We start from the raw sequence: 26,196 nt of genomic DNA, 5'->3' as shown, positions 1-26,196 counted from the left end.
ACCATGTCAACCGAGCACCTCCACCCTCTTGATCCTTTGGCAGAAGCCGCAGCTGCGCCCCTGGCGCCAGCGGTAGCGCCGGTGGCTGCGGCTGAGCTGGCGCAGCCTGCCGCGTTGCAGCCTGAGGTGGCAGCGCCTGGCGATGATGCCCAGGCACCAGCGCTTGCGACCACGGATGCGGCCTTGACGATGGATGAGGCCGCGCTGGAGGCCGCAGCGGATGCTGCAGCCTTGGTGGCCGGCGATGCTGCGGATGCTGCAGTGACTCCCCCGGCCGACGCCTCGGCAGTGGACATGGCCCCCGTGCCCGATGTGTCGACCCTGACGGCCGCCAAGGATGCGGCGGCCTTTGTCGCGCAGATCTTTGCCGATCCTGGCGTGTCGGACGCGGCCAGCAGCGAGGTGACCGCAGTGGATGTACAGCCCCAGGAGGCCGAGGTGGTCTATGCCCCGGTGCCGGCCCAGTGGCCGCAGGGGCAAGAGCATCCGCTGCAAGGCCAGCAGGTGCTGGTGCTGGGTTTGGGTATCTCGGGCCTGGCGATGGCGCGCTGGTGTGTGCGTTGCGGCGCCCAGGTGACGGTTGCGGATACGCGCGATGCGCCATCCCATTTGGCGCAGCTGCGCAGCGAGCTGCCGGAGGTGCGTTTTGTCGCCGGTGCCTTGTCCGCCGCGCTGGTCGATGGCCAGCCGGTGCGCGTGGTCTACCGTTCGCCCGGCCTCAGCCCCGAAACCGTAGCCCCCGTCGTTGATGCGGCGCGCGCCATTGGCTTGCCGGTCAGCGGCGAGCTGGATCTTTTCAGCCTGGCCCTGCAGTCGCTGGCCCAGGCCCATGGCTATGCGCCCAAGGTGCTGGCGATCACGGGCACGAATGGCAAGACCACGGTCACGTCGCTCACGGGGCAATTGCTCGCGCATGCCGGCATGACCACGGCCGTGGCCGGCAATATCGGCCCCAGCCTGCTCGATACGCTGTCGCAGCACATCGATGCCCAGAGCCTGCCCCAGGCCTGGGTGCTGGAGCTGTCGAGCTTCCAGCTCGAAGATGCGCATGCCTTCAACCCGACGGCAGCGACCGTGCTCAATATCAGCCAGGACCACCTGGACTGGCATGGCAGCATGGAGGCCTATGCAGGCGCCAAGGCCAAGATTTTTGGCAGCGATGCGCTGATGGTGCTCAACCGCGACGACCCGGCCGTGATGGCCATGTTGCCGCCACCGGTGCGGGTCAAGCTGCAGCGCCCCCAGCTGCGCCCCCACATCAGCTTTGGTCTGGATCTGCCCACGCAAGTGGGTGACTATGGCCTGGACGTGGTCAACGGCATGGCCTGGCTGGTGCGTGCGCAGGACGATGGCAACAGCGCCAGCAACAAGCGCAACCAGGCGGCTGCAGACGATGTGTTCCTGCAGCGGCTGATGCCCGCCGATGCGCTGCGCATCCGGGGCCGCCACAACGCGATGAATGCGCTGGCCGCGCTGGCGCTGGGCCATGCGGCAGGCGCCGGTTTTGCGCCGATGCTGTTTGGCCTGCGCGAGTACCGCGGTGAGCGCCACCGGGTCGAGCCCATCGGCATCGTCAGCGATGTGGAATATTTTGACGACAGCAAGGGCACCAATGTGGGCGCTACCGTGGCCGCGCTGATGGGCCTGGGTGCCGAGCGCCGCATCGTGCTGATCCTGGGCGGTGAGGGCAAGGGCCAGGATTTTTCGCCGCTGGCCGCGCCCGTGCTGCGCTATGCGCGCGCCGTGGTGCTGATTGGCCGCGATGCGCCGCTGATCGAAGCCGCACTGGCCGACACCGGTGTGCCGATGTTGCACGCAGCCAGCATGGACGATGCCGTGCTGCTGGCCAGCCAGAAGGCGGTCGCAGGCGACGCGGTGCTGATGTCGCCGGCCTGCGCCAGCTTTGACATGTTCCAAAACTACGGCCACCGCGCCGAAGTCTTCTGCCAGGCCGTTGCGGCGCTGGCCGAAGAGCGCGGTACCAGCCTGGAGGTGCAGCCATGAGCGCCGATACCGGACTGCGCAGCAGGTTCTCGGGCTGGTTCAAGCCGGCCGGGGAAAAGCCTGTGGATATCCTGCCGGTGCGCGTGGGTGGCAATGAGTACCGCCAGACGCCATCGAACACCACCAATATCTTTGGTGCCGACCAGGTGCTCATCTGGCTGGTGGTGGCCATCCTGTCCTGGGGCATCGTCATGGTGTTCTCGGCCTCGATCGCGATGCCGGACAACCCGCGCTTCGGCAAGATCGCGCATTACTATTTCTTCCAGCGCCACCTGATGAGTGTGGGGCTGGGCTTTGTGGCGGCGGTGCTCACCTTCCAGATCCCGATGAAGGTCTGGGAGCACTGGGCGCCCTGGCTGTTCATTGCCTCGATCCTGTTGCTGATTGCGGTGCTGATTCCGCATGTGGGCACGGTGGTCAATGGCGCGCGCCGCTGGCTGTCGCTGGGCATCATGAACTTCCAGCCCTCCGAGCTGGCCAAGATCGCGGTCATCATGTATGCCGCCGATTACATGGTGCGCAAGATGGAGGTCAAGGAGCGCTTCTTCCGCGCCGTGCTGCCGATGGGGCTGGCCGTGGGTATCGTCGGCGCGCTGCTGCTGGCCGAGCCCGACATGGGCGCCTTCATGGTGATCGCCGTGATCGCCATGGGTATCCTGTTCCTGGGCGGCGTCAATGCCCGCATGTTCTTCCTGATCGCGCTGGTGCTGGTGGCCGCCTTTGCGCTGATCGTGATGACCTCCGAATGGCGGCGCGAACGGATTTTTGCCTACCTCGATCCCTGGAGCGAAAAGCATGCGCTGGGCAAGGGCTACCAGCTCTCGCATTCGCTGATTGCGATTGGCCGGGGCGAGATCTTTGGCGTGGGCCTGGGTGGCAGCGTCGAGAAGCTGCACTGGCTGCCCGAGGCGCATACCGACTTCTTGCTGGCGGTGATCGGCGAGGAGCTGGGCCTAGTGGGCATCATTGCGCTCTTGGGTCTGTTCTTCTTCATGATCCGCCGCATTGTCGAGATCGGCCGCCAGGCGATCCGCATGGACCGCATCTTCTCCGGCCTGGTGGCGCAGGGCATTGCGATCTGGCTGGGCTTTCAGACCTTCATCAATGCCGGTGTGAACCTGGGCGCCTTGCCCACCAAGGGCCTGACCCTGCCGCTGATGAGTTTCGGCGGCTCGGCGATCTTGATGAACCTGGTGGCGATTGCCATCGTGCTGCGCATCGATTGCGAAAACAAAGCCATGGGTGCCGGGGGGGCGCGATCATGAGCGGCAAGACGGCACTGATCATGGCGGGCGGCACCGGCGGCCATATTTTCCCCGGCCTGGCCGTGGCCCAGGAGCTGCGCAGCCGTGGCTGGACCGTGCACTGGCTGGGCGCGCCCGACAGCATGGAAGAGCGCCTGGTACCCCCCCAGGGCTTTGCGCTGGAGCGGGTGGCGTTCTCGGGCGTGCGTGGCAAGGGGCTCATGTCCCTGGTCGGCATGCCGTTGCGCTTGTTGAAGGCCTTGCAGCAGGCGCGCGCCGTGCTGCGCAAGGTCCGCCCCGATGTGGTTGTGGGCATGGGCGGCTACATCACCGTGCCCGGCGGCCTGGCGGCCAAGCTGGCCGGTGTGCCCATCGTGCTGCATGAGCAGAACTCGGTGCCGGGCATGGCCAATAAGCTGCTGGCCCGCATGGCACAGCGCGTGTTCAGCGCCTTCCCCCATGCGATTGACGGCGGCCAGTGGGTGGGCAACCCGCTGCGCGCCGAGTTCCTGCAGCAGCCAGAACCTGCTGAGCGCTTTGCCGGCCGCAGTGGCCCGCTGCAGCTGCTGGTGGTGGGCGGCAGCCTGGGCGCCAAGGCCTTGAACGAGGTGGTCCCTAAGGCGCTGGCGCTGATGGCACCCGAGACCCGCCCGGTGGTCACGCACCAAAGCGGCGCCAAGCAGATCGATGCACTACAGGCCAATTACGCAGCCGCTGGTGTGCAAGCGAGCCTCACCCCCTTTATCGACGATGCGGCCAAGGCCTATGCGGATGCCGATGTCATTGTCTGCCGCGCAGGTGCCAGCACGGTGACCGAGCTGGCTGCCGTGGGGGCTGCGGCGGTGTTTGTGCCGTTTCCGGCGGCGGTGGATGACCACCAGACGGCCAATGCGCGCTTTCTGGTGGATGCCGGCGCCGGCTGGTTGGTGCAACAAACCGTTCTGACCCCGGAAAACCTGGCTCAGATGCTAGAGAATATGCAGCGGACGGGCCTGGTGGACATGGCCCAAAAGGCAAAGAAAATGCAGAAATTGGAAGCCGCCCAAGCAGTGGCGGATGCCTGCGTGGAGGTGGCACGATGAAACACGCCATCCAACGCATTCATTTTGTAGGTATCGGCGGTGCCGGCATGAGCGGCATTGCCGAAGTGCTGCACAACCTGGGCTATGTGGTCTCGGGCTCGGACCTGTCGGACAGCAGCACCATGGCGCATCTGCGCGATGCCGGTATCACCACCTTTGTGGGCCATGATGCGGCGCATATCGCCCAGGCCCAGGCGGTGGTGACATCGACGGCGGTGCAGGCCGACAACCCCGAAGTGGTGGCCGCCCGGGCCATGGGAATTCCGGTGGTGCCGCGCGCGCTGATGCTCGCCGAGCTGATGCGCCTGCGCAAGGGCATCGCGATTGCCGGCACCCATGGTAAGACGACGACCACCAGCCTGGTGACCAGCGTGCTGGCCGAGGCGGGGCTGGACCCCACCTTTGTCATTGGCGGCAAGCTCAACAGCGCCGGCGCCAATGCACGCCTGGGCAGTGGTGAGTACATCGTGGTCGAGGCCGACGAATCCGATGCCTCGTTCCTGAACCTGCTGCCCGTGATGGCGGTGGTCACGAACATCGATGCCGACCACATGGACACCTATGGCCATGACTTTGGCCGGCTCAAGACAGCCTTTGTCGATTTTTTGAACCGCATGCCGTTTTATGGCAATGCCGTGGTCTGCATCGACAGCCCGGCCGTTGGCGACATCATCGAGCGCGTGGCCTGCAAGGTCACCACCTATGGCCTGGGCGAGAACGCCCAGATCCGCGCTGTGAACCTGCAGGCCGACAACGGCCAGATGCGCTTTACCGTGCAGCGCCGCCTGGCCCAGCCCTTGCCCGATCTGGAGGTGGTGCTGAACCTGCCTGGCGAGCACAACGTGCTCAATGCGCTGGCCGTGGTCAGTGTGGCGGCTGCCATCGGCATCGATGACGCAGCGCTGCAGCGGGCGCTGCAAGGCTTCAAGGGTGTGGGGCGCCGTTTTCAGCGTTATGGCCAGGCCCAGCTGCCCAACGGCGGCGAGTTGACGGTTATTGACGATTACGGACATCACCCTGTCGAAATGGCTGCCACCATTGCGGCCGCGCGCGGCGCGTTTCCGGGCCGCCGGCTGGTGCTGGCCTTCCAGCCGCACCGCTACACCCGCACGCGGGATTGCTTTGAGGATTTTGTCCAGGTGCTGGGCGGCGCCGATGCGGTGCTGCTGGCCGAGGTGTATGCCGCCGGTGAGGCGCCGATCGTGGCGGCCGACAGCCGTGCGCTGGCCCGCGCGGTGCGGGTGGCTGGCAAGGTCGAGCCGGTGTTTGTCGAGCAGATCAGCAGCCTGCCCCAGCAGATTCTGGACCAGGCGCAGGACGGCGACGTGCTGCTGTGCATGGGCGCGGGATCGATTGGTGCGGTGGCTGCCAAGGTGATGGCATTGGCGGGTGGGCAAGAGCGTGTAGCGCCGCAGGGGAGCGCGGTATGAGTGAAACCATGAAAAACATTGATGTGAAGGCCTTGGGCAAGGTCGCGGTGCTGATGGGCGGGAGCTCGGCAGAGCGCGAGGTGTCGCTGATGTCCGGCAAGGGCGTGCTCGCTGCGCTGCAGTCCAAGGGGGTGGATGCGTATGCGTTTGACCCCTCGCAGCAGGACCTGGGCGAGCTGCGCAAGCAAGGCTTTGCGCGCTGCTTCATCGCGCTGCATGGCCGCCATGGCGAAGATGGCACGGTGCAAGGCGCGCTGGAGCTGCTGGGCATTCCCTACACCGGCCCGGGCGTGATGGCCTCGAGCATCGCGATGGACAAGATCATGACCAAGCGCATCTGGCGCTTTGAAGGCCTGTCCACCCCCGAGTGGCGCATGGCCGCCAGCGAGCAGGACACGCGCGATGCGCTGGCCGCACTGGGCGCGCCAATGATCGTCAAGCCCGCACGCGAGGGCTCGACCATTGGCCTGTCCAAGATCAGCAGCCCCGAAGAATGCGCCCAGGCCTATGCGCTGGCCTCGCGCTACGACCCCGAAGTGCTGTGCGAGCAGTTCATCGAGGGCATGGAGACCACCTGCGCGGTGCTGGGCCAGGGCCGCAGCGCCAAGGCACTGCCGGTGATCAAGATCGTCGCGCCCGAAGGCAACTACGACTACCAGAACAAGTACTTCACCGACACCACCCAGTATTTCTGCCCCAGCGAGCTGCCTGGCGAGATGGAAGCGGCGATCCGCGACCTGGCGGAAAAGGCCTTCCGCACCCTGGGCTGCCGGGGCTGGTCGCGTGCCGATGTGATGGTGCGGGCTTCGGACCAGCAGCTGTTCCTGCTGGAGATCAATACCTCGCCGGGCATGACCAGCCATTCGCTGGTGCCGATGGCGGCCCGTGCCACCGGCATGAGCTATGAAGACCTGTGTTTGTACCTGCTGGCCCATGCATCGAGCGATGCGGCCCAGGGTGCGGAGCTCTAAGACAAGGAGATGAGATCCATGGAGCAGACCATGCCAGTCCCCTTCGACGTCAAGCTGATGAACATGCTGGCCACGGCATTGTTCCTTGGCTGCGGCGCGTTGCTGGTGCTGGCTGGGGTGCGCTGGGCCATCCACCATCCGGCGCTGAGCATTGCGCGCATCGTGGTGCAGGGCGAGCTCGAACACAACAGCGCCGTGTCGCTGCAGGCCAATGTGATGCCGTCCTTGAAGGGCAACTTCTTCACGATGGACCTCGATGAGACGCGCCGTATCTTCGAGCAGGCGCCCTGGGTGCGCCAGGCGCGCATCAAGCGCGAGTTCCCCAGCACCTTGGCGGTGACGATCACCGAGCAGGATGCCACGGCGATCTGGGGCGCGGAGGGCGAGTCCCGCTTGCTCAACAGCGAAGGCCAGATGTTTGAAGGCGACTCGGCCGACCCCGATCTGCTGCATCTGCCGCACCTGTCGGGCCCGGCTGGGCGCTCGCAAGAGGTGCTGGCCATGTTCCGCGCGCTCGCGCCCATCTACGCCAAGCTCGACAACGCGCTGGTGGCGCTGGCCGAGTCGAACAGCGGCAGCTGGAAGGCCACCTTGCAGTCGGGCGCAGTCATCGAGATGGGCCAGGGCCGGGAGGATGTCCTGAGCGAGCGGGTACGTAAATTTGTTGAATCTTTGCCTGAAGTCACCGGTACCTACAGACGCAGCGTGGCATCGCTGACGTCGGCGGATCTGCGCCATGCCGGGGGCTATGCGGTGCGCATGCAAGGGGTGACCACGGGCACCTCGGCAGCGGGCCGGGCGCCAGTCAAAAAATAAAACACAGAGATGCGAAACATGAACCATACCAATCACTTGATCAGCGAGGGCTACTGACTATGGCGCGAGATAGCAAAGACGTGGTCGTCGGCCTGGACATCGGCACCGCCAAGATCATGGTGGTCGTCGCCGAGGTGCTGGGCAATGGCGAGCTCAAGCTGGCAGGGCTGGGCGTGGCGCCCAGCAACGGGCTCAAGCGCGGTGTGGTGGTGAACATCGATGCGACGGTGCAGAGCATCCAGCAGGCGCTCAAGGAGGCCGAGCTGATGGCCGACCTGAACATCCAGCGCGTCTACACCGGCATCACCGGCAGCCATATCCGCGGCATCAATTCCAGCGGCATGGTGGCGGTCAAGGACAAGGAAGTCTCGGCCGCCGATGTGGCGCGCGTGCTCGACACCGCCAAGGCGATCAATATTCCCTCGGACCAGCGCCTGCTGCTGGTCGAGCCCCAGGAGTTTGCGATCGACGGCCAGGATGTGCGCGAGCCCATCGGCATGAGCGGTCTGCGCCTGGAGTCCAAGATCCATATTGTGACCGGGGCGCAAAGCGCGGCCGAGAACATCATCAAATGTGTGCGCCGCTGCGGGCTGGAAGTCGAGCAGCTGCTGCTCAACCCGCTCGCCTCCAGCCAGGCGGTGCTGACCGATGACGAGCGTGAGCTGGGCGTGTGCGTGGTCGATATCGGCGCGGGTACCACCGATGTGTCGATCTTCACCGGTGGCGCGATCCGCCACACGGCGGTGATCCCGATTGCCGGTGACCTGATCACCAGCGACATCGCGATGGCGCTGCGCACGCCGACCAAGGACGCCGAGGACATCAAGGTCGAGAGCGGCTGCGCCAAGCAGCTGCTGGCCGATCCGGACACGCAGGTGGATGTGCCCGGTCTGGGTGACCGGGGCCCGCGCCTGTTGAGCAAGCAGGCGCTGGCCGGCGTGATCGAGCCACGCGTCGAAGAAATTTTCTCGCTGGTGCAGCAAGTCATCCGCGAGTCTGGTTATGAGGAGGTGCTGTCGTCGGGCATTGTGCTGACGGGCGGCAGCGCGGTGATGCCGGGCATGGTGGAGCTGGGGGAAGACATCTTCCTCAAGCCCGTGCGACGCGGCATTCCCAAGTATTCCGGCACCCTGGCCGAGATGGTTGCGCAGCCGCGTGCTGCCACCGTCATGGGCCTGCTGGAAGAGGCCCGCATGGCCCGCATGCGTGGCTACAAGGTGGCCCAGAAGTCCGGTTCGGTGAAATCGGCATTTGGGCGTTTGAAGGACTTTATTGTGGGGAACTTTTAACCATGCATGACACCCCTTGTTGGCTGGCGCAAAGCGGCCCTTCAAGGCTCAAAGGGTATGACCCTTGGAGACCTAAAGGGCCACCAAGCAACCAATGTTCATTAAAGAGTGAATTATCCGTAGACCATTTTTTCCAAATTGACGCGAGAGCGAGAGGAGCAGGCAATGACCATCGAAATGTATGAAGGCAACACATTCAACCAAGGCACCCAGATCAAGGTGATCGGCGTCGGTGGCGGTGGTGGCAATGCGGTCGAGCACATGATCGCCAACAGCGTGCAAGGTGTCGAATTCATTTCGGCCAACACCGATGCGCAAGCGCTGGAGCGTTGCCATGCCCACCGCGTGATCCAGCTGGGAGAGACCGGCCTGGGCGCGGGCAGCAAGCCTGAGAACGGCCGCGAGGCTGCCGAATCCGCGATCGAGGACATCCGCGCTGCGATCGTGGGCTCGCACATGCTGTTCATCACCGCCGGCATGGGTGGTGGCACCGGTACCGGTGCTGCCCCTGTGATCGCTCGCGTCGCCAAGGAAATGGGCATCCTGACCGTGGGCGTGGTGACCAAGCCCTTCGAATGGGAAGGCAAGCGCCGCATGTCCAATGCCGATGGCGGCCTGAGCGAGCTCGAAGCCAATGTGGATTCGCTGATCGTGGTGCTCAACGAGAAGCTGCTCGATGTGCTGGGCGACGACATCACCCAGGACCAGGCCTTTGCCCATGCCAACGATGTGCTGAAGAACGCCGTGGGCGGCATCTCCGAGATCATCAACGACCACGGCTACATCAACGTCGACTTTGCCGACGTGAAGACCGTGATGAGCGAGCCCGGCAAGGCGATGATGGGTACGGCAACGGCCAGCGGCCCGGACCGTGCACGCATCGCTGCGGAACAAGCGGTTGCTTGCCCACTGCTGGAAGGCATCGATCTGTCGGGCGCCAAGGGCATCCTGGTGCTGGTGACCGCGACCAAGGGCAGCCTGAAGCTGGCCGAATCGCGCCAGGCCATGAGCACCATCAATGCCTACGCCTCGCCAGAGTCGCATGTCATCTTCGGCGCGGCTTACGACGAAACCCTGGGCGACGAGATCCGCGTGACCGTGCTGGCCACCGGCCTGTCCCGTCCCGTGGCCAAGCGCCAGCCGATCTCGGTGATCCAGGGCAGCGCAGGTCTGCGTACCGGTACCGACGACATCGCCTACACGCCCCAGTCGGTCAACAGCCCCGTCTCGGGTCTGGGTGTGCAAAATGCGGTGCCCATGGGCAATGCCTTTGCCAACGACTTTGCCGACAAGAAGACCCCCTCGGTCTGGCGCACCGGCCGCAATGCGGCTTCGGCTCGCGTCGATGCGATGTCTTCGAGCGGCATGGAAGACCTGGAGATCCCCGCCTTCCTGCGCAAGCAGGCGGACTGATCGCCTTGCGGGGCTTTCGTTGAAGCCAGTCCAGCCTCTGGGATGGACCGGGCTTTGAAGACAACGCGCTGAAACCTTTCAGGGGTTCAGCGCGTTGTTATTAGAGGGCTGCGTGGTTGTTCGTTGTCCCGTCCGCTGTCCGTGCAAGCACGGGGGTAGCGGCTTTGTGCACAGATTGGCCGGCAAGGCAAGTGTTTGTCCTACAAGGCTTGCACTATCTGGGTGATTGGCATTTTTGCGCGTCCCAAGCGGGCGTACGGCGTAAAATCAACGAGTTATGCTCCAGCAACGAACCATCAAGTCTTTAACCCGTGCCGTGGGCGTGGGCCTGCACAGCGGCCAGCGGGTCGAGCTCACCTTGCGCCCTGCACAACCCAATACGGGCATTGTGTTTCGCCGGGTGGACCTGCCCGAGCCGGTCGATATCCCCGTCAACGCCGAAGCGGTGGTGGACACCCGCATGGCCTCGACCCTGGGCAAGGGTGATGTGCGCATCCATACGGTGGAGCATGTGATGTCGGCCTGCGCCGGCCTGGGCATCGACAACCTCTATATCGACGTGACGGCCGAGGAAATCCCGATTCTCGACGGATCGTCGGCCTCCTTTGTGTTTTTGCTGCAGAGCGCCGGTATCGAGCTGCAAAACGCGCCTAAGCGCTTTTTGCGCCTGACCAAGCCGGTCGAAATCCGCCAGGGCGAGGGCGCTGCGCAAAAGTGGGCGCGCCTGGACCCCTACCATGGCTACAAGCTGCGTTTCGAGATCGACTTCTCGCACCCGGCGGTGGATTCCACCGGCCAGACCTATGAGTTCGACCTGGGCATCGGCAACTACAGCCGCGATATTGCCCGCGCCCGCACCTTTGGCTTTACCAAGGATGTGGAAATGCTGCGCTCCAACGGCCTGGCATTGGGTGGTGGTCTGGACAACGCCATCGTCATGGACGACTACAAGGTGCTCAACAGCGACGGCTTGCGCTATGACGACGAGTTCGTCAAACACAAGATCCTCGATGCCATCGGTGACCTCTACATCGTGGGCTATCCCTTGCTGGCCGCCTACAGCGCGTTCCGCTCGGGCCATGGCCTCAACAACCTGCTGCTGCGCGAGCTGATGCAGCGCCAGGATGCCTGGGACATCGTCACCTTTGACCATGTGCGCGAAGCCCCGCAGGGCTTTGCGCAGTCTGCGCTGGCCTGGTAAGTCTGGGCTGCACGGATGCTGCTGTTTCGCTGGATCTTCATGCTGCTGGTGCTGATGGCAGCCCTCAGCTTTTGCTTTTACCTGGGCACCGGCCAGCGCCGCTACCGCCAGTGGTCCCTGCTGCTGGTCAAATGGACCGTGGTCGCGGGCCTGGCCTTCTTTGCGGTGCTCTTTGTCGGCCGCATGGTCTGAGCCAGACCGGCCTTGGGCAGGCCGCGCGACAGGTAAAGTGCGGTAAACCCAGGCTTGCCCCGGGCGGGCCAACACCGGCCCCAGCCCTCTGCCCATGCGGCTTTGCCGCCTCCTTCCCAACTTTACAAATGACACATACCGGTGCGCAGCACCGGCCTTGGGTAAACGATGGCGCGCCGACAGGCGTTAAATCTGCATGGGGGCATGCTTGCCGCTCGCACCAGCAGCCGCTGGTTCATCAGAAAGGATTCCGTCATGAACAAGCACCGAAGCCGTTTTAGCCGCCTGGCCGGCATGGGCAGCCTGGCCCTGGCATTGGCCGGCGCCCTGGCTTTTAGCGCGCCTGCACAGGCCCAGCCCGATGGACGCCATGGTGACCGCCATTACCAGCGCGATGACCGGCGCGACCATGCCGACCACCGCCGCTGGGAGCGTGAACGCGAGCGGGACCGCCGCTACCGCGAGCAGCAGCGCCGTGACTACCGCCACGACCACCGCCCACCTCCCCGTGTCGTGGTCGTGCCAGACCGGGGCCGTGGCATCGGCCCGCGCAATGACTGGTACCGGGGCGGCTATGTGCCCGCACCCTACCGTGGCTACAGCTATGTGGTGGGCGATTGGCGCGGCCACCGCCTCAGCGCTCCACCCCGGGGCTACCAGTGGATCCAGTACGGCGGTGACTACCTGCTTATCGCCATTGGCACCGGCCTGATCGCCAATATTGTCATCAATGGTTATTGAGCCGCCGCGAAGTCGCGATAATTGAGGGTTTGCATGGTGCCCACAACGAACCTTTGTGTGGCGCCACGCTCCAAAGCTTACTTTGGTGGTTGCACCTTATGCCGAGCGCTGCTTCACGGAGCGCACGGATCCACGCATAAGGAGCCTGTAGCCGGCCAGACCTGTGCACGCTAGCGATGCACAGGTTTTTTTTTGCCTGCGCGCTGCAGGCGGGGTGGCTCACCAGGCCGCAGGGGCACCCGGTGGATGCTCGCCTAGTAGCTGCGCCCGGCCTTGTACATCGCGTGCTGGCGGCGTTGCAAGGGGCTGGCCTCGGCCATGCGTGCCATTGCCAGGCCGGCATGGGCATGGGTGATCGCCAGGCCCAGCGCATCGGCTGCATCGGTGCCGGGCAGGCCAGGCAGCTGCAGCAGGCGGCGCACCATCTCCTGGATCTGGTTCTTGGCAGCGCGCCCATGGCCGACCACGGCTTTTTTCATCTGCAGCGCGGTGTACTCGGCAACCGGCAGGTTCTGCGACACCAGCGCCGTCAGCGCGCAGCCCCGGGCCTGGCCCAGCAGCAGGGTGGACTGGGGGTTGACGTTGACGAACACGATTTCCACCGAGGCCATGTCGGGCTGGTAGCGCTGGCTGACTTCGCAGATACCGTCAAAGATCATCTTCAGGCGGCCGGGCAGGTCACCCAGGTTCAGCGTGGTGGTGCGGATGGTGCCGCTGGCCACATAGGACAGGCGCTGGCCATCGACGTCGATGACGCCAAAGCCGGTGGTTTGCAAGCCAGGGTCGATGCCAAGGATTCTCATGCGTCTCAAAAGGGGTGGGGGCGCGGGCGCCTGTCAGGGAAGCTCAGCATAGCGCATGCGTGCCGCGATGGTGGCGCTGCGGCGGTTCAGGTAGGCGGAGTTGGGGTTCTTGTCCGCACCCTTGGGGTTGGGCAGCATGACGGCCAGGCGCGCCGCTTCATAGGCGCTCAGCTGGGCGGCCGGTTTGCCAAAGTAGCGCTGGGCGGCGGCCTCGGCGCCAAACACGCCGTCTCCCCATTCGGCATGGTTCAGGTACAGCTCCAGAATGCGCTGCTTGCTCAGCAGGAACTCCAAGGTGTAGGTCAGCAGCAGCTCCTGGCCTTTGCGCAGCAGGCTGCGCTCCGACGACAGCAGCAGGTTCTTGGCCAGCTGCTGGGTGATGGTGGAGCCGCCCATGATCCTGGCGGGCGGGCCGGCTTGCACCGCGCTGGGGTCAAAGGCCTCACCCCGCCGCTCGGCCTGGGCCTGGGCGCGTGCCAGGGCCTTTTCCCGGCGCTGCTCGGCGCGCTCGATGGCCTTGGCATTGCGCGCGCGGGCCTTTTCAATCGCATCCCAGAGCACGCCATCGTGGTTGACAAAGTCGTCGTCCTCGGAGGCGATCACCGCGCGCTGCAGGTTGACCGATATCTGCGACAAGGGCTGCCATTGCTGGCGCCAGTGCAAGCGCCCGTCCTGGCGCAGCTGGCGCCAGGCTTCGCTGCGCTCGAAGGCGGTGGAGGCCGGGTCCACGCGGGCCATCATCGCAATGCGGGCGACAAAGAACAGCTGCAGCGCGATGCCCAGCAGCAGTGCCCAGCCGATCCAGCGCGCAATCGCTTTCATCGGCGGGGCCTGCGGGCTAAGGCGGGGAGAGGGCTGGGGACCATCGGCGCCTGCGCTCAGTGGGCGGCCAGTTCGCTGCGCAGCTGCGCCAGCACCGGCTGGGAGGGGGGGCGCACACCGCGCCACAGCGCAAAGGCCTCGGCCGCTTGCTCGACCAGCATGCCCAGGCCATCGCGGCCCTGGGCGCCGTGCTGCGCGGCCCACTGCAAAAAGGGCTGGGCGGCGGGGCCGTACATCATGTCGTAGGCCAGCGCGCCGGGGCGCAGCAGCGCGCCGGGCACCGGGATGGCCGCGCCTTGCAGGCTGCTGGCGGTGGCGTTGATCACCACATCGAAGGGGCCTTCGAGTGTGCCCGCTTCCAGCGCCAGCAACTGGGTGGCCGAGCCCTGGGCCAGGTCGGCATGCTGGTCCACCAGATCCTGGGCCTTGGCATGGGTGCGGTTGCAGACCACGAGCAGCGCCGGTGCCTGGGCCATGAGCGGCGCCAGCGCGCCGGCAGCGGCGCCGCCGGCGCCCAGCAGCAGCACGCGCTGGCCGGTGAGCGCCACCCCCGCATTGCGCACGATATCGGCCACCAGGCCCAGGCCATCGGTGTTGTCGGCGTGGATGCGGCCATCGGCGCCCACCACCAGGGTGTTGGCCGCGCCCGCACGCAGCACGCGCTCGCTGAGGCTGTCGGCCAGGCGCGCGGCGTCGAGCTTGAAGGGAACGGTCACATTCATGCCCCGGGTGCCGGCCTGCACCAGCTGGCGCAGGGCCGCGTCAAAACCGTCCAGCGCCACCAGCTTGGCCTCATAGACCAGCGCCTGGTCGGTCAGCTGCGCAAACAGCGTGTGGATGCGGGGTGAGCGGCTGTGGGCAATCGGGTTGCCCATCACGCAATAGCGGTCTGGAAGGGGCATGGTCGTAAGGGCCTGGGCCGTAGCGGCTGCGCGGTGAAGGCGCTGGCCGCGCATGGCAGAAAAAAGGGCATGCGCTGGGCATCCGGTGGCGGCGCAAGGGGGCCCGCCAGCATGGCGCTCAAGCGCCTGCCACTTTACTGCAAATTGGCCGTTTCCAATGTCTGCTCGCGGGTGAAGCGGAATTTGGAGACGACGGCAATCTGGTCGGCCTTGGCGCGCAGCGCCGGGCCAAAGTGGCCAAAGGGGCCGCTGCTGACGGCAATGGCCTCGGCCCGGCGGTCGAGCTGCTGGTTGCCCGAGCTTTTGTAGACCTCGGTGCCCAGCACCCGGCCGTCGTGGTTGACGGTCATGATCATCACCAGCTCGCCATAGAGCTTGCGGCCACCGGCTTCGGGGAAGTTGCTGGTGCCCCGGTCCTCGACCTTGCGGCGCAGCTGGTCGTAGTAGATGGCGAACACCTCTTCGCGCGTGGCGGGGCTGATGTAGCGCTTCTTGGGGCGGGCGTTTTCTTCGTGGATGCGCTTTTCGATCTCGGCGAGCATCTTGAGCAGCTGCTGGTGCTTTTCTTCCTGCTCGACTTCCGCCTGCGAGGCGCTGGCCTTGCGCGTATCGGGCGGCTGGTACTGGGCCAGCTGGTTGCGCAGGTCGGCCAAAAGCTGCATCTGCTGGGTCTGCATGGCATCGAGCTGGCGCTGGCGCTCTTCAAAGTCATCACCCATGTTGGTGATGGCCGAGTAGGGCATGGGGCTGGTGGCGCGCTCCTGGCTGTTGGCTGATTCGCCGCCGCCGGCCAGGTTGGCCTGGGCGACGGCCTGGGCCTTGTCAGGCGGGGCGTCGTTGGACTTGGCGTTGACCAGAATCACTTCGAGCGGGGTGTCCTCGAACACCCGGTCAAAGGCCTGGGGGTCGACAAAGCGGATGCTCAAGATGGCGGCGTGCACCAGCACGGACACGGCCAGCGCCAGTTGCAGCGTGGACAGCGATCGAAGAAATTGGAAAAACTTCACGGTTCCGGGTTAATCGGTTTTTGTGGTCGCCGCGTCCTCACCGTCGCCCATGTCCACCGCGATTGCGATGGGCCCAGCCACAGCCTCCTCCTCATCTTCCGGCGACTCTGTCTCGGCCTGGTTGGCCTGTTCGTCGTCCAGTCTCTCCAGCACGGTTCCGGTCACATCCAGCGTGATCTCGTCGATCTCGCCGAGCTTGACCCGGACCTGGGCACCACGCGGCAAACTCTGCGCGCCCAGCACCGGAAACACCAATGGTAGTTCATCTGCACGCACCAGCATGCTGCCTGCCGGGCCTTCCTTCATAACTGTTGCAGTGAGGTCACTGATGCTGTTCTGCGCCAGGTACTTCAAGGTCCAGTAGCGCTCCATGCCGGCCTGGTAGCCGTTGTAGGCGCTGTAGGCCGCATCAAAGCCGCTGATGATGGAGAACAGTTCCGCATCCTTGGGCTTGAACGGGGCGACCAGCGCGGCGGTGGCGCCATGGCGCGCGCAGGCGATGATCTGCCACTGGTTGACCAGGTCGGTGTAGCGGCGCAGTGGCGACGTGGCCCAGACATAGCTTTTGACGCCGATGCCGGCATGCGGCAAGGCCTTGGTGGACATGCGCACCTTGATGCCGGGTGCCAGGCTGGCCTGGCTGCGGTAGATGCCGGGCACGCCATAGTCCGCCAGCAGCTGGCCCCAGCTGCTGTTGGCGACGATGGCCGCCTCGGCCACGATCAGATCGAGCGGCGCGCCGCGCTTGCGCACGGAGATCTGCACCGTCTCGCTGCCGTTGGGCACCTGGCCGCCATTGCCTTGCAGGCGGAAGTTGTAGTCCGGGCGGTTGAAATTCTCGGGCTTGCCGCGCACCACTTCGCGGCCGGCCTTGAGGTGGCGCGAGAGGCGGTAGAGAAAGCTCAGCTCGTCGCGCTTGTCCAGCAGCGGCTGGGGCGTGTCCTCGACCTGCAGCGCCGGGTCGGTCAGCCAGGCTTCGGTGGCGATGTGGTCGAGCTTGTCGTAGCGGAAGTTGCTAACCACCGGTACACGCTCCAGGCGCGTTTCCTTGTGGAGCACCTCCAGCGTGGCTTCGTCGTAGGTGACGTAGAGCGAGACGGCGGGGTTGGCACGGCCCTCATCCAGGGTGTAGATCTGCACCACTTCATCGGGCAGCATCGTGACCTTGTAGCCCGGCATGTAGACGGTGGAGTAGCGGCTGCGGCCCAGATGGTCAAGCGCCGAGCCGGGCTCGATCGCGAGACCAGGTGCTGCAATGTGCACGCCGACGATCACCTGGCCGGTGCCCAGGCCTTGTACCGACAGCGCATCGTCGATTTCGGTCGTGGCCGAATCGTCGATGGAGTAGGCCTCCACCGTGGCCAAAGGCAGATCGGCAGGCGGCAGCGGCGCGGTGACGGCCGGGAAGCCCGTGCCCTTGGGGAAGTTGTCAAACAAAAAGCGCTGCCAGTGGAACTGGTAGGACGAGTCGATGGCACCGGCCTGTTGCAGCAGCGCCAGCGGCGCGAGCTGCGCCTTGCGGCTGGCTTCGACCACGGCCTTGTACTCGGGCGCGTTCTTGTCGGGGCGGAACAGGATCTTGTAGAGCTGCTGCTGCACGGGCGCGGGGCACTGGCCGTTGACGAGTTCGGCCGCCCAGCCGTCGATCTGGGCCTGGATCTGGGCCTTTTTCTCGATGGCGGCCAGCGCTTGCTGCACGATCTCGGCCGGTGCCTTCTTGAAGCGGCCCTTGCCGGCGCGGCGGAAGTAGTGCGGTGCTTCAAACAAGGTGAAGAGCGCCGCCACCTGTTCGGTGATCGAGGCGTTCTCCGAGAAGTAGTCGCGCGCCAAGTCGGCAAAGCCAAACTCCTGCTCGGGCGCAAACTCCCAGGCCAGCTGGGGGTCGATGTCCGCCGACAGGGTTTGCGCCTGTGCGATCAGCTCCGCAGGCGTGGGCTTGTCAAATTTGAGAAGCAGGTTCGCTGCTTTGACCTTGACCCGTTTTCCGGAGTCCAATTCAATTTGGGCGGAGCTTTCAGCTTCGGAGAGGATACGGCCGGCCAAAAATTTGCCAGCGTCGTCAAACAGTGCATACATAGCCGGGCATTTTCCCATGCTGGATGGTGCCGGGGCGCGCTCGCAGGGTTTTTTGCGTGGGGGCTCTGGCCGGCCCACGGCGGGCGGGCCAGCCAGCGCTGGTGTTTACCAGCCCAGAAACTTGTCGATCTGCGGCAGATAGCTCTCGAAGTTGGACAGCGCATGGTCGCTGCCCTCGTCCAGCAGCAGCTGGGCGGCGGGGTAGCGCGCGACCATGTCCTGCCAGTGCAGCACCTCGTCGCCCATGGCGGCAATCAGCAGCTGGGCCGCGGCAGGGGGCTGGCCGTTGACGTTCAGTGCCTGCAGCTCGTCCAGGTACTCCGGGCGGAAGAAGAAGGATTCTTCCGGGTTGTGCCAGGCCGTTTGCTCGCCCAGGTGCTGCGCCAAGGTGACCCAGGGCGTTGTCGAGGGGTTGATCATCACGCTCTTGCAGCGCAGCTGCTGGGCCACCCAGCTGGCATAAAAGCCGCCCAGCGAGGAGCCGACGACCGCCAGGCTCTCGGGCGGCAGGCCGGCCCAGCTGCGGGTGGTTTGCAGCAGCAGATCGGCCGCTTGCCGGGGCGAGGCGGGCAGCTGGGGGGCTGACCACACCACATGCGGGCGGGTGTCTTCAATATGGCGTTGCAGGCGCTGGGCCTTGGCCGATTGGGGGGAGGAGCGAAAGCCGTGCAGGTAGAGCAAGTGGGTGGTCGTCATACACAAATGATAGCGCCCAGACCGCCACTGCTAAGGCCTTGACAACCTTAGTTGTTTTGTTGAATTGATTTGGTTCGGGTGACACAGGTAAAACCGGTCTTTACCGCTAGCGCTGGCGGCCATTCTGTGCCAAGCAGAGATAATGGCGGCCATGTCCGAAGTTCTTGATAAACCGAATCTGTTCCAGCGTCTCATGCCGATGCTGCGCGGTTATGACTGGCCGCTGATCTTCATCATCGGCGCCCTGGCCGCCATCGGACTGACGGCCATGTATTCCGCCGGGTTTGACCATGGCACCCGCTTTTCCGACCATGGCCGCAATATGCTGCTGGCGCTGGGCATCTTGCTGGTGGTGTCGCAGATCCCGCCGCACCGGCTGGCCAGCTTTGCGCTGCCGCTGTATGGCTTGGGCGTTGCCTTGCTGATCGCCGTGGCGCTGTTTGGTATCACCAAGAAGGGCGCGCAGCGCTGGGTGAACCTGGGCATCGTCATCCAGCCCAGTGAGCTGCTGAAGATTGCGATGCCGCTGATGCTGGCCTGGTGGTTCCAGCGCCGCGAAGGGGCCTTGCGCCCGGCCGATTTTGTCGTCGCGTTTGCGATTCTCGTCATCCCAGTGGGCCTCATCATGAAGCAGCCCGACCTGGGCACGTCGCTGCTGGTGATGGCTGCGGGCCTGGCGGTAATCTATTTTGCCGGCCTGTCCTGGAAGCTCATCATCCCGCCGGTGCTGATTGGCGTCATCGGCCTGCTGCTGATCGCCATCTATGGCCACCATCTGTGCGAAGACGGTATGGACCTGGTGGTGCTGCATGAATACCAGCGCCAGCGCGTCTGTACCTTGCTGGACCCCACCCGCGACCCGCTGGGCAAGGGCTTTCACATCATCCAGGGGATGATTGCCATCGGCTCGGGCGGCTTTATGGGCAAGGGCTTTATGGCGGGCACGCAGACCCATCTGGAGTTCATCCCCGAGCGCACCACGGACTTTATCTTTGCCGCGTTTTCCGAAGAGTTCGGCCTGGCCGGCAACCTGCTGCTGATCTTTTTCTTCCTGCTGCTGGTCTGGCGCGGCCTGGCCATTGCGATGCGCGCGCCCACCTTGTTTGGCCGCCTGATGGCCGGTGCGGTGGCGATGATCTTTTTTACCTATGCCTTCGTTAACATGGGCATGGTCAGCGGCATCCTGCCGGTGGTGGGTGTGCCCCTGCCCTTTGTCAGCTACGGGGGCACGGCCATGGTCACCCTGGGGCTGGCGCTGGGGATCTTGATGTCGGTCGCCCGATCGCAGCGCCAGCTGGCGCGGGAGCAGGCGCCGCGGCTCTAGCGGACAGGTGCAGGCCAGGCTTTGCCATTGAAAACACCCCCGCCAGCCGCAGATACGGAAGAGGTCGCGGCTGGCCCGCTGGCCGCCGCAAATCAACGCATGGGCCCACGGCCATTGCGCAAGCCCTAAAATCGTCTCTATGAATGCACCTTTTGACCTTGCTGTGGCCAAGCCGCTGGCGGCTTCTACCGAACAACGACTGGATATAGCGCGCAGCCTGTTGCTGACGCCTTTTGGTCTGGATGACAGCCATCTGGCGCGCGCGCTGGCGGACATTCGCGCCCACAAGGTGGACGATGCAGACCTGTACTTCCAGTACACCCGGGCCGAAGGCTGGAGCCTGGAAGAGGGCATCGTCAAGACGGGCTCCTTCTCGATCGACCAGGGCGTGGGCGTGCGCGCGGTGTCCGGCGAGAAGACGGCCTTTGCCTATTCGGACGACATCTCGCTGGCATCGCTGTTGGATGCCGCCCATACGGTGCGCAGCATTGGGGCGCAAAGCCAGTCGCGCCAGGTCAAGGTGCCTGCCAAGAAGATTGCGCTGAGCCGCTCGCTCTACCCCGATCTGGACCCGATCTCCACGCTCGACAGCACCGCCAAGGTCGCCTTGCTGGAAAAGGTCGAGAAACTGGCCCGTGCCAAGGATCCGCGCGTCAAGCAGGTGATGGCAGGTCTCGCCGCTGAACACGATGTGGTCCTGGTCGCCCGTGCCGATGGCACCCTGGCTGCCGATGTGCGCCCGCTGGTGCGCCTGTCGGTCACGGTGATCGCCGAGAGCAAGAGCCGCCGCGAAGTGGGCTCGGCCGGCGGCGGTGGCCGCTTCGGTCTGGCCTATTTTGACGATGAGCTGGTGCAGCAATATGTGGACGAGGCCGTCAAGGCGGCCCTGGTCAACCTGGAATCGCGTCCCGCGCCAGCCGGCGTGATGACCGTGGTTCTGGGCCCGGGCTGGCCCGGTGTGCTGCTGCATGAGGCGGTGGGCCATGGCTTGGAGGGCGACTTCAACCGCAAGGGCTCGAGCGCGTTCAGTGGCATGATTGGCCAGCGCGTGGCGGCCAAGGGCGTGACGGTGCTGGACGACGGCACGATCGCCGACCGCCGCGGATCGCTCAATGTGGACGACGAGGGCCAGCCGACCCAGCGCAATGTGCTGATCGAAGACGGCATCTTGAAGGGCTATATCCAGGATGCGATGAATGCGCGCCTGATGAAGGTCAAGCCCACCGGCAATGGCCGGCGCGAGAGCTATGCCCACATCCCCATGCCGCGCATGACCAACACCTACATGCTGGGGGGCGACAAGGATCCGCAGGAAATCATCGCCTCGATGCAAAAGGGCCTGTATGCGACCAACTTTGGCGGTGGCCAGGTCGACATCACCAGCGGCAAGTTCGTGTTCTCCGCCAGCGAAGCCTATTGGGTCGAGAACGGCAAGATCCAGTACCCCGTCAAGGGCGCCACCATCGTGGGCAGCGGCCCCGAGTGCCTCAAGCACGTCAGCATGATCGGCAACGACATGCGCCTGGACAGCGGCGTGGGCACCTGTGGCAAGGAAGGCCAGAGCGTGCCCGTGGGCGTGGGCCAGCCGACCATGCGTATCGATGGTTTGACGGTGGGCGGTACGGCCTGAGCGATCCAAATAGCCGCTGCTTAGGCGGCGGCTAACGCAAGAATCAACCAAACGCCTGCGCGGTTTCTGCCGCGCAGGCGTTTGTTTTTTGACATCTTTCTGCAGTGTGTCTTTCTCAGCTGCGCAATAAAAACGCGTATAGAAACAAATTGACAAAGCAATGGTGTGATTTCAACTTTGAAATCTTATTTTTTGCAATTTTTGTGCGTTTTATACAGAATGATGAATTGCGCCGCCCGCAGATGTGGTACATTGAAAAACATGCAAGCACGTAGCGCTTTTACCTTTTACTTTTGGTTCTCTGTCCCAGGCGGACGAGAGGTCTAGAAGCGCGCGAGCACCTAAACCTCCAGACAACCGCCGAAGCTGAAAAGCCCGGCGGTTTTTTGTTGCATAAACCACTCACACATTCAGGATCCTCAGATGACTCAGCAAGCCCAACCCACAAGCGATGCTTGGTATCGCGGTGTCGAGAAAACAAGCCAAACCGACGACCAACGTATCAAGGACATTACTGTGCTGCCGCCACCCGAGCATCTGATTCGCTTCTTCCCCATCAACGGCACGCCCGTTGAATCGCTGATCAGCAACACCCGCCAAAACATCCACAACATCATGTCCGGCACGGATGACCGCCTGCTGGTCATCATCGGCCCCTGCTCGATCCATGATCCGCAAGCCGCGCTGGAATACGCCCGCCGCCTCAAGGCCGTGCGCAAGCAGTACGAAGGTACCTTGGAGATCGTCATGCGGGTCTACTTCGAAAAGCCCCGCACCACGGTGGGCTGGAAGGGCCTGATCAACGACCCCTACCTCGACGAGAGCTACCGCATCGACGAAGGCCTGCGCATTGCGCGCCAGCTGCTGATCGAGATCAACCGCCAGGGCGTGCCCGCGGGCAGCGAGTTCCTGGACATGATCTCGCCCCAGTACATTGGCGACCTGATCAGCTGGGGCGCGATTGGCGCGCGCACGACGGAGAGCCAGGTGCACCGCGAGCTGGCCTCGGGCATCTCGGCGCCGGTGGGTTTTAAGAACGGCACCGATGGCAATATCCGCATCGCCACTGACGCGATCCAATCGGCCAGCCGCCCGCACCATTTCCTGTCGGTGCACAAGAACGGCCAGGTCGCCATCGTGCACACCAAGGGCAATACCAACTGCCACGTGATCCTGCGCGGCGGCAAGACGCCCAACTACGATGCCGTCCATGTGGCCGCCGCCTGCAAGGACCTGGAGGCCGCGCACCTGCCCGCCACCCTGATGGTGGACTGCAGCCATGCCAACAGCAGCAAGCAGCACGAGAAGCAAAAAGAGGTGGCGCGCGATATTGCCCAGCAGATCGAAGGCGGCTCGCGCAGCGTGTTTGGCGTGATGATCGAGAGCCACCTGCAAGCCGGCGCGCAGAAGTTCACCCCCGGCAAGAACGATCCGGACAGCCTGGAGTACGGCAAGAGCATCACCGATGCCTGCCTGGGCTGGGACGACTCGCTGGAGACCTTGGCCGAGCTGTCCGACGCGGTGCAGGCCCGCCGCGTGCGCGCAAATACCGAGGAGCGTGCCGCTGCAACGGTGTAAGCTGGCGGCTTTGGGGCGGCCGCTGCCCGCCCCGTTTGCACCACCAATAAGGGATTGTCATGCGCAATGAAGTACGGGTTCTGCTCGAGGATGGCCAAGAGTTTGTCCATGGCTTTGACAGTGCGGAGGCCATGTCCAACGAGGACGGGCGCCGCTGGCTGGACCAGGAATTTCTGCGTATGGACTGCGAGCCGCTGCGCGCCAGCGGCAAGGTGCTGATCGTCGACAAAGTTGTCGTCGTTGCCAAGGCCGCTGGCGCTCCGCTGCTGGGCGATGCCCAATGGCTGGCGCAGTTTGCCCGTGCCAGCGTAGGCGCGGTGGGCCGGCCCACGGTGGTGGTGAACACCAAGGCGATGACGGCCTCGTTTTAAGCGTTCTCACTGCCCGCCTGACCTCAAAGCGCGAACCGCTGGGTTCGCTCACCACGCCAAAAACCCGCTCGACAATGAGTGGGTTTTTTCTATTGTGGAGAATGCATCGTTAATCAACCGCTATGAATGCTGGCTGAAGAGGGTGTTGCTCCAACCATGGGTGCATCTGGCAGATATCTCGGGAGGGAGGGTGGATGCGAATCCTGTTGGTGGAGGATGAACAAGATCTGGCGCACTGGCTGGCCCGAACGTTGGCGCAGCAGTCGGGCATCGTCGTGGACTGGGTGGGCGATGGGCAGATGGCAGATCTGCGCCTGCAGCAGGAAGACTTTGATGCGGTAGTGCTGGACCTGGGTCTGCCTGGCATCGATGGCCGCACCGTGCTGGAGCGCATGCGCGAGCGCGATGACCGCACACCCGTCCTGGTGCTGACCGCGCGGGACTCCCTGGCTGAGCGCGTCGGCACGCTCAAAAATGGTGCCGACGACTTTCTGGCCAAACCCTTTTTGCTCGATGAGTTGGAGGCGCGCCTGCAGGCCCTGGTTCGCCGCAGCCGGGGGCGCGAGCACCCTCGGCTGTCCTGCGGGCCGCTGCAGTTTGATGTCGCTGCGCAGCGCTTTTCGATGGCGGGCGATGCCTTGCCGCTGACACCCCGAGAGCATGCGGTGTTGCTGGCGCTCATCCAGCGCAGCGGTGAGCCAGTGGGCAAGCAAAGTATCTTGGACCGGGTCTTCCTTGGAGACCGGGATGTGAACCTCCAGGTCATTGAGGTACTGGTGTTTCGCCTGCGCAAGAAGCTCTTGGGCCGTGGCGTGCAGATTGTCACCCTGCGCGGTCTGGGCTACTGCCTGGAAGAGGCGCAAGGCCGTGGCGTAGCCGGCGCTGCATTGCAAGGCCCATGATCTGGCGCAGCGCCGATCGCGATCTGGATGGCCGCGCTGCTTGGCGCCACCGCTGGCGTGATCGCGCCCGCTCTTTGAAGGCTGCGCTGCTGGTGTGGCTGGTGCCGGGTTTGCTGCTGGGCATGGGCGGCAGCTTGCTGTGGTCCACCTACAGCCTGCGCATCCAGGTTGACGAGGCCTATGACCGTGCGCTGGCGGGCGCGTTGCGTGCGATCCACTACAACATCTCCACGGCCAGCGGCGGCTTGAGTGTGGAGCAGCCGTATCTTCTGCTGGAATTCTTCGAGCTGACGGTCAACGGCCGGGTCTACTTCCGGGTCGCGACCGAGGACGGTCTGGTCGAAATGGGGAATCCGGGCCTTCCTTTGCCCGAGGGCGAGCTCGAACTCGGCGTGCCGCAGTTCTATGACGCGGTGTACCTGAATGAGCCCATCCGTGTGGCCGCCTGGGCTCGGCTGGCGGACCCGCCCGTCGCGGGCAATCCGCACAGCCGCATCGTGGTGCAGGTGGCAGAGAATCTTCAGGAGCGTGCGCTGGTGGAGCGGCACATGGTCACGCGTGCCATCTTGCGCGATGTGCTGCTGGTCGGCATCAGCGTGGTGTTGCTGGTGGCGGGCGTGGTGCGCGCGCTCAGGCCATTGAAGCGCCTGCGCCAGCACCTGGATGCGCGCGCCTGGGATGACCTCTCGCCCATCGATGCGGCCAGCCTGCCTGCAGAAGTGCGGCCACTGGTGCAATCGCTGAACCACTTGGTGGAACGCTATGCCCACAGCGCCCAGGCCCAGCGGCAGTTTCTCGATGACGCCTCCCACCAACTGCGCACGCCGCTGGCCTTGCTGCGTACCCAGATCGGCTATGCATTGCGTGAGCGGGACCCGGCCCAGATGCGGGCTGCACTGCATGCGATGCAAGACGGTCTGGGCCGGGCCGAGCGCCTGACCCAGCAGATGCTGGCGCTGGCCCGCGCCCGAGATGCCGGGGCCGCTGCCAGTATCCGATCGCAATTTGCCGAGGTCGATCTGCGGGCACTGGCGGAGCAGGTGGTCACCACCTTGTGGCCGCTCGCGCGCGCCAAGCAGATTGACCTGGGGCTGGATGTGGTGGGGTTGGGCGACGACCCCCGAGGGTGGCAGGTGCAGGCCCTGGGCTGGCTGCTGCGCGAGGCTATCAGCAACCTGGTGGACAACGCCATCCGCTATACGCCTGCCGGTGGCCAGGTCACCGTGCAGCTGCAGGGCAGCGCGTCGTCCATCGCGCTGGTGGTGATCGACAGCGGCGGGGGCATGAGCGAGCACGACAGGGCACAGGCGGGCAGCCGGTTTCGGCGTGGTGCTGCGGGCAAGCGCCAGCAGGGCGCGGGCCTGGGCCTGGCCATTGTGCAGACCATTGCCCAGATGCATGGCGCCGAGTTCAAGCTGGCCAATGGCCGTGATGCGCAGGGGCAGCTGGGTTTGCACGGCAGCTTCCGGATGCCGCATACCGCCGCTGACCTGGGAATAACCCCGAATTGAAAGGCTATTGAAAGCCGCGAGCGTTTAGTCTTTGTCTACCTTGGTGGCGATCCTTCGCCCGACCAGGTTTCACGCTTGGCCAGCGCTGCCAGCCAGGTTCCGGCCAGCCGCCCCTTGGCCAAAGCGCCCATGCCCAAAAAAGGAGACAAAACCGATGTTTGCAAGCCGTTTATCAGGCCAGGCCTCAGGCC

The 26,196-nt window shown here is 64.7% G+C and carries 23 protein-coding genes; 17 read left to right on the top strand and 6 right to left on the bottom strand.

The window, feature by feature from the left end; all coding sequences use genetic code 11:
• Positions 1-3: 3 nt before the first annotated feature.
• The 11 genes from murD to WH265_RS22720 all read left to right on the top strand — a co-directional run bounded on the left by murD (position 4) and on the right by WH265_RS22720 (position 12,383).
• Complete coding sequence (murD, locus tag WH265_RS22770) at positions 4-2,004, top strand: UDP-N-acetylmuramoyl-L-alanine--D-glutamate ligase (protein WP_339559752.1); 2,001 nt, start codon at positions 4-6, stop codon at positions 2,002-2,004.
• Positions 2,001-3,269: a putative lipid II flippase FtsW gene (gene ftsW, locus WH265_RS22765; RefSeq protein ID WP_021026165.1), complete on the top strand. Its 1,269-nt coding sequence runs from the start codon at positions 2,001-2,003 to the stop codon at positions 3,267-3,269. The genes murD and ftsW overlap by 4 nt, the downstream gene beginning before the upstream one ends.
• A complete protein-coding gene (gene murG / locus WH265_RS22760) occupies positions 3,266-4,330 on the top strand; it encodes an undecaprenyldiphospho-muramoylpentapeptide beta-N-acetylglucosaminyltransferase (protein ID WP_339559751.1) in 1,065 nt (354 codons plus the stop codon). Before ftsW ends, murG begins: the two co-directional genes overlap by 4 nt.
• On the top strand, positions 4,327-5,760 hold the full coding sequence (gene murC, locus WH265_RS22755; RefSeq protein WP_339559750.1) for a UDP-N-acetylmuramate--L-alanine ligase: 1,434 nt from the start codon (positions 4,327-4,329) through the stop codon (positions 5,758-5,760). Before murG ends, murC begins: the two co-directional genes overlap by 4 nt.
• Complete coding sequence (locus WH265_RS22750) at positions 5,757-6,731, top strand: D-alanine--D-alanine ligase (protein WP_445228571.1); 975 nt, start codon at positions 5,757-5,759, stop codon at positions 6,729-6,731. The genes murC and WH265_RS22750 overlap by 4 nt, the downstream gene beginning before the upstream one ends.
• A gap of 30 nt (positions 6,732-6,761) precedes the next feature.
• Entirely contained in the window at positions 6,762-7,547 is a 786-nt protein-coding gene (locus WH265_RS22745) for a cell division protein FtsQ/DivIB (protein ID WP_232539438.1), read from the top strand.
• Positions 7,548-7,606: 59 nt separating this feature from the next.
• Complete coding sequence (gene ftsA / locus WH265_RS22740; RefSeq protein ID WP_021026170.1) at positions 7,607-8,836, top strand: cell division protein FtsA; 1,230 nt, start codon at positions 7,607-7,609, stop codon at positions 8,834-8,836.
• Between the two features lie 165 nt (positions 8,837-9,001).
• A complete protein-coding gene (ftsZ, locus tag WH265_RS22735; RefSeq protein ID WP_021026171.1) occupies positions 9,002-10,249 on the top strand; it encodes a cell division protein FtsZ in 1,248 nt (415 codons plus the stop codon).
• A 277-nt stretch (positions 10,250-10,526) separates the two neighbouring features.
• A complete protein-coding gene (gene lpxC, locus WH265_RS22730; RefSeq protein ID WP_021026172.1) occupies positions 10,527-11,450 on the top strand; it encodes a UDP-3-O-acyl-N-acetylglucosamine deacetylase in 924 nt (307 codons plus the stop codon).
• Between the two features lie 15 nt (positions 11,451-11,465).
• The gene (locus WH265_RS22725) at positions 11,466-11,642 is read left to right on the top strand and encodes a hypothetical protein (protein ID WP_021026173.1); all 177 of its coding nucleotides are present in this window, start codon (positions 11,466-11,468) and stop codon (positions 11,640-11,642) included.
• A 255-nt stretch (positions 11,643-11,897) separates the two neighbouring features.
• Positions 11,898-12,383 (top strand): RcnB family protein, encoded by a 486-nt coding sequence (locus WH265_RS22720; RefSeq protein ID WP_021026174.1) that lies wholly within the window; start codon positions 11,898-11,900, stop codon positions 12,381-12,383.
• A 254-nt stretch (positions 12,384-12,637) separates the two neighbouring features.
• On the opposite strand, the gene ruvC is transcribed toward WH265_RS22720, so the two are convergent.
• From ruvC to WH265_RS22690, 6 genes are all read right to left on the bottom strand, one after another.
• Positions 12,638-13,186 (bottom strand): crossover junction endodeoxyribonuclease RuvC, encoded by a 549-nt coding sequence (gene ruvC / locus WH265_RS22715; RefSeq protein ID WP_182343568.1) that lies wholly within the window; start codon positions 13,184-13,186, stop codon positions 12,638-12,640.
• Positions 13,187-13,219: 33 nt separating this feature from the next.
• On the bottom strand, positions 13,220-14,008 hold the full coding sequence (locus WH265_RS22710; RefSeq protein WP_339559748.1) for a transglycosylase domain-containing protein: 789 nt from the start codon (positions 14,006-14,008) through the stop codon (positions 13,220-13,222).
• Between the two features lie 56 nt (positions 14,009-14,064).
• Positions 14,065-14,910 carry a shikimate dehydrogenase gene (gene aroE / locus WH265_RS22705; protein WP_339559747.1) on the bottom strand — a complete coding sequence of 282 codons (846 nt, stop codon included), beginning with the start codon at positions 14,908-14,910 and terminating at the stop codon, positions 14,065-14,067.
• Between the two features lie 134 nt (positions 14,911-15,044).
• Positions 15,045-15,917 carry an energy transducer TonB gene (locus WH265_RS22700; protein ID WP_339519719.1) on the bottom strand — a complete coding sequence of 291 codons (873 nt, stop codon included), beginning with the start codon at positions 15,915-15,917 and terminating at the stop codon, positions 15,045-15,047.
• A gap of 9 nt (positions 15,918-15,926) precedes the next feature.
• Positions 15,927-17,993: a ribonuclease catalytic domain-containing protein gene (locus tag WH265_RS22695; RefSeq protein ID WP_339559746.1), complete on the bottom strand. Its 2,067-nt coding sequence runs from the start codon at positions 17,991-17,993 to the stop codon at positions 15,927-15,929.
• A gap of 105 nt (positions 17,994-18,098) precedes the next feature.
• On the bottom strand, positions 18,099-18,689 hold the full coding sequence (locus WH265_RS22690) for a YqiA/YcfP family alpha/beta fold hydrolase (protein WP_339559745.1): 591 nt from the start codon (positions 18,687-18,689) through the stop codon (positions 18,099-18,101).
• 151 nt (positions 18,690-18,840) lie between these two features.
• On the opposite strand from WH265_RS22690, the gene rodA reads away from it, so the two are divergent.
• From rodA to WH265_RS22660, 6 genes are all read left to right on the top strand, one after another.
• Positions 18,841-20,013: a rod shape-determining protein RodA gene (rodA, locus tag WH265_RS22685; RefSeq protein ID WP_116926555.1), complete on the top strand. Its 1,173-nt coding sequence runs from the start codon at positions 18,841-18,843 to the stop codon at positions 20,011-20,013.
• Between the two features lie 139 nt (positions 20,014-20,152).
• The gene (gene tldD, locus WH265_RS22680) at positions 20,153-21,643 is read left to right on the top strand and encodes a metalloprotease TldD (protein WP_021027762.1); all 1,491 of its coding nucleotides are present in this window, start codon (positions 20,153-20,155) and stop codon (positions 21,641-21,643) included.
• 423 nt (positions 21,644-22,066) lie between these two features.
• Positions 22,067-23,221: a 3-deoxy-7-phosphoheptulonate synthase gene (locus WH265_RS22675; RefSeq protein WP_339559744.1), complete on the top strand. Its 1,155-nt coding sequence runs from the start codon at positions 22,067-22,069 to the stop codon at positions 23,219-23,221.
• Positions 23,222-23,280: 59 nt separating this feature from the next.
• Positions 23,281-23,592 carry a hypothetical protein gene (locus WH265_RS22670; RefSeq protein WP_021027764.1) on the top strand — a complete coding sequence of 104 codons (312 nt, stop codon included), beginning with the start codon at positions 23,281-23,283 and terminating at the stop codon, positions 23,590-23,592.
• A 194-nt stretch (positions 23,593-23,786) separates the two neighbouring features.
• Positions 23,787-24,494 (top strand): response regulator, encoded by a 708-nt coding sequence (locus WH265_RS22665; RefSeq protein ID WP_339559743.1) that lies wholly within the window; start codon positions 23,787-23,789, stop codon positions 24,492-24,494.
• Positions 24,491-26,005, top strand: a complete 1,515-nt coding sequence (locus WH265_RS22660) for a sensor histidine kinase (protein WP_339559742.1) — start codon at positions 24,491-24,493, stop codon at positions 26,003-26,005. The genes WH265_RS22665 and WH265_RS22660 overlap by 4 nt, the downstream gene beginning before the upstream one ends.
• Positions 26,006-26,196 lie beyond the last annotated feature (191 nt).

The sequence above is a fragment of the Comamonas sp. MYb396 genome, from assembly GCF_037479555.1.
In the GTDB taxonomy this organism is placed as follows: Bacteria; Pseudomonadota; Gammaproteobacteria; order Burkholderiales; family Burkholderiaceae_C; genus Comamonas.
Note: the sequence above shows the minus strand (reverse complement) of the source record. Positions and strands in the feature narration are given on the sequence as shown.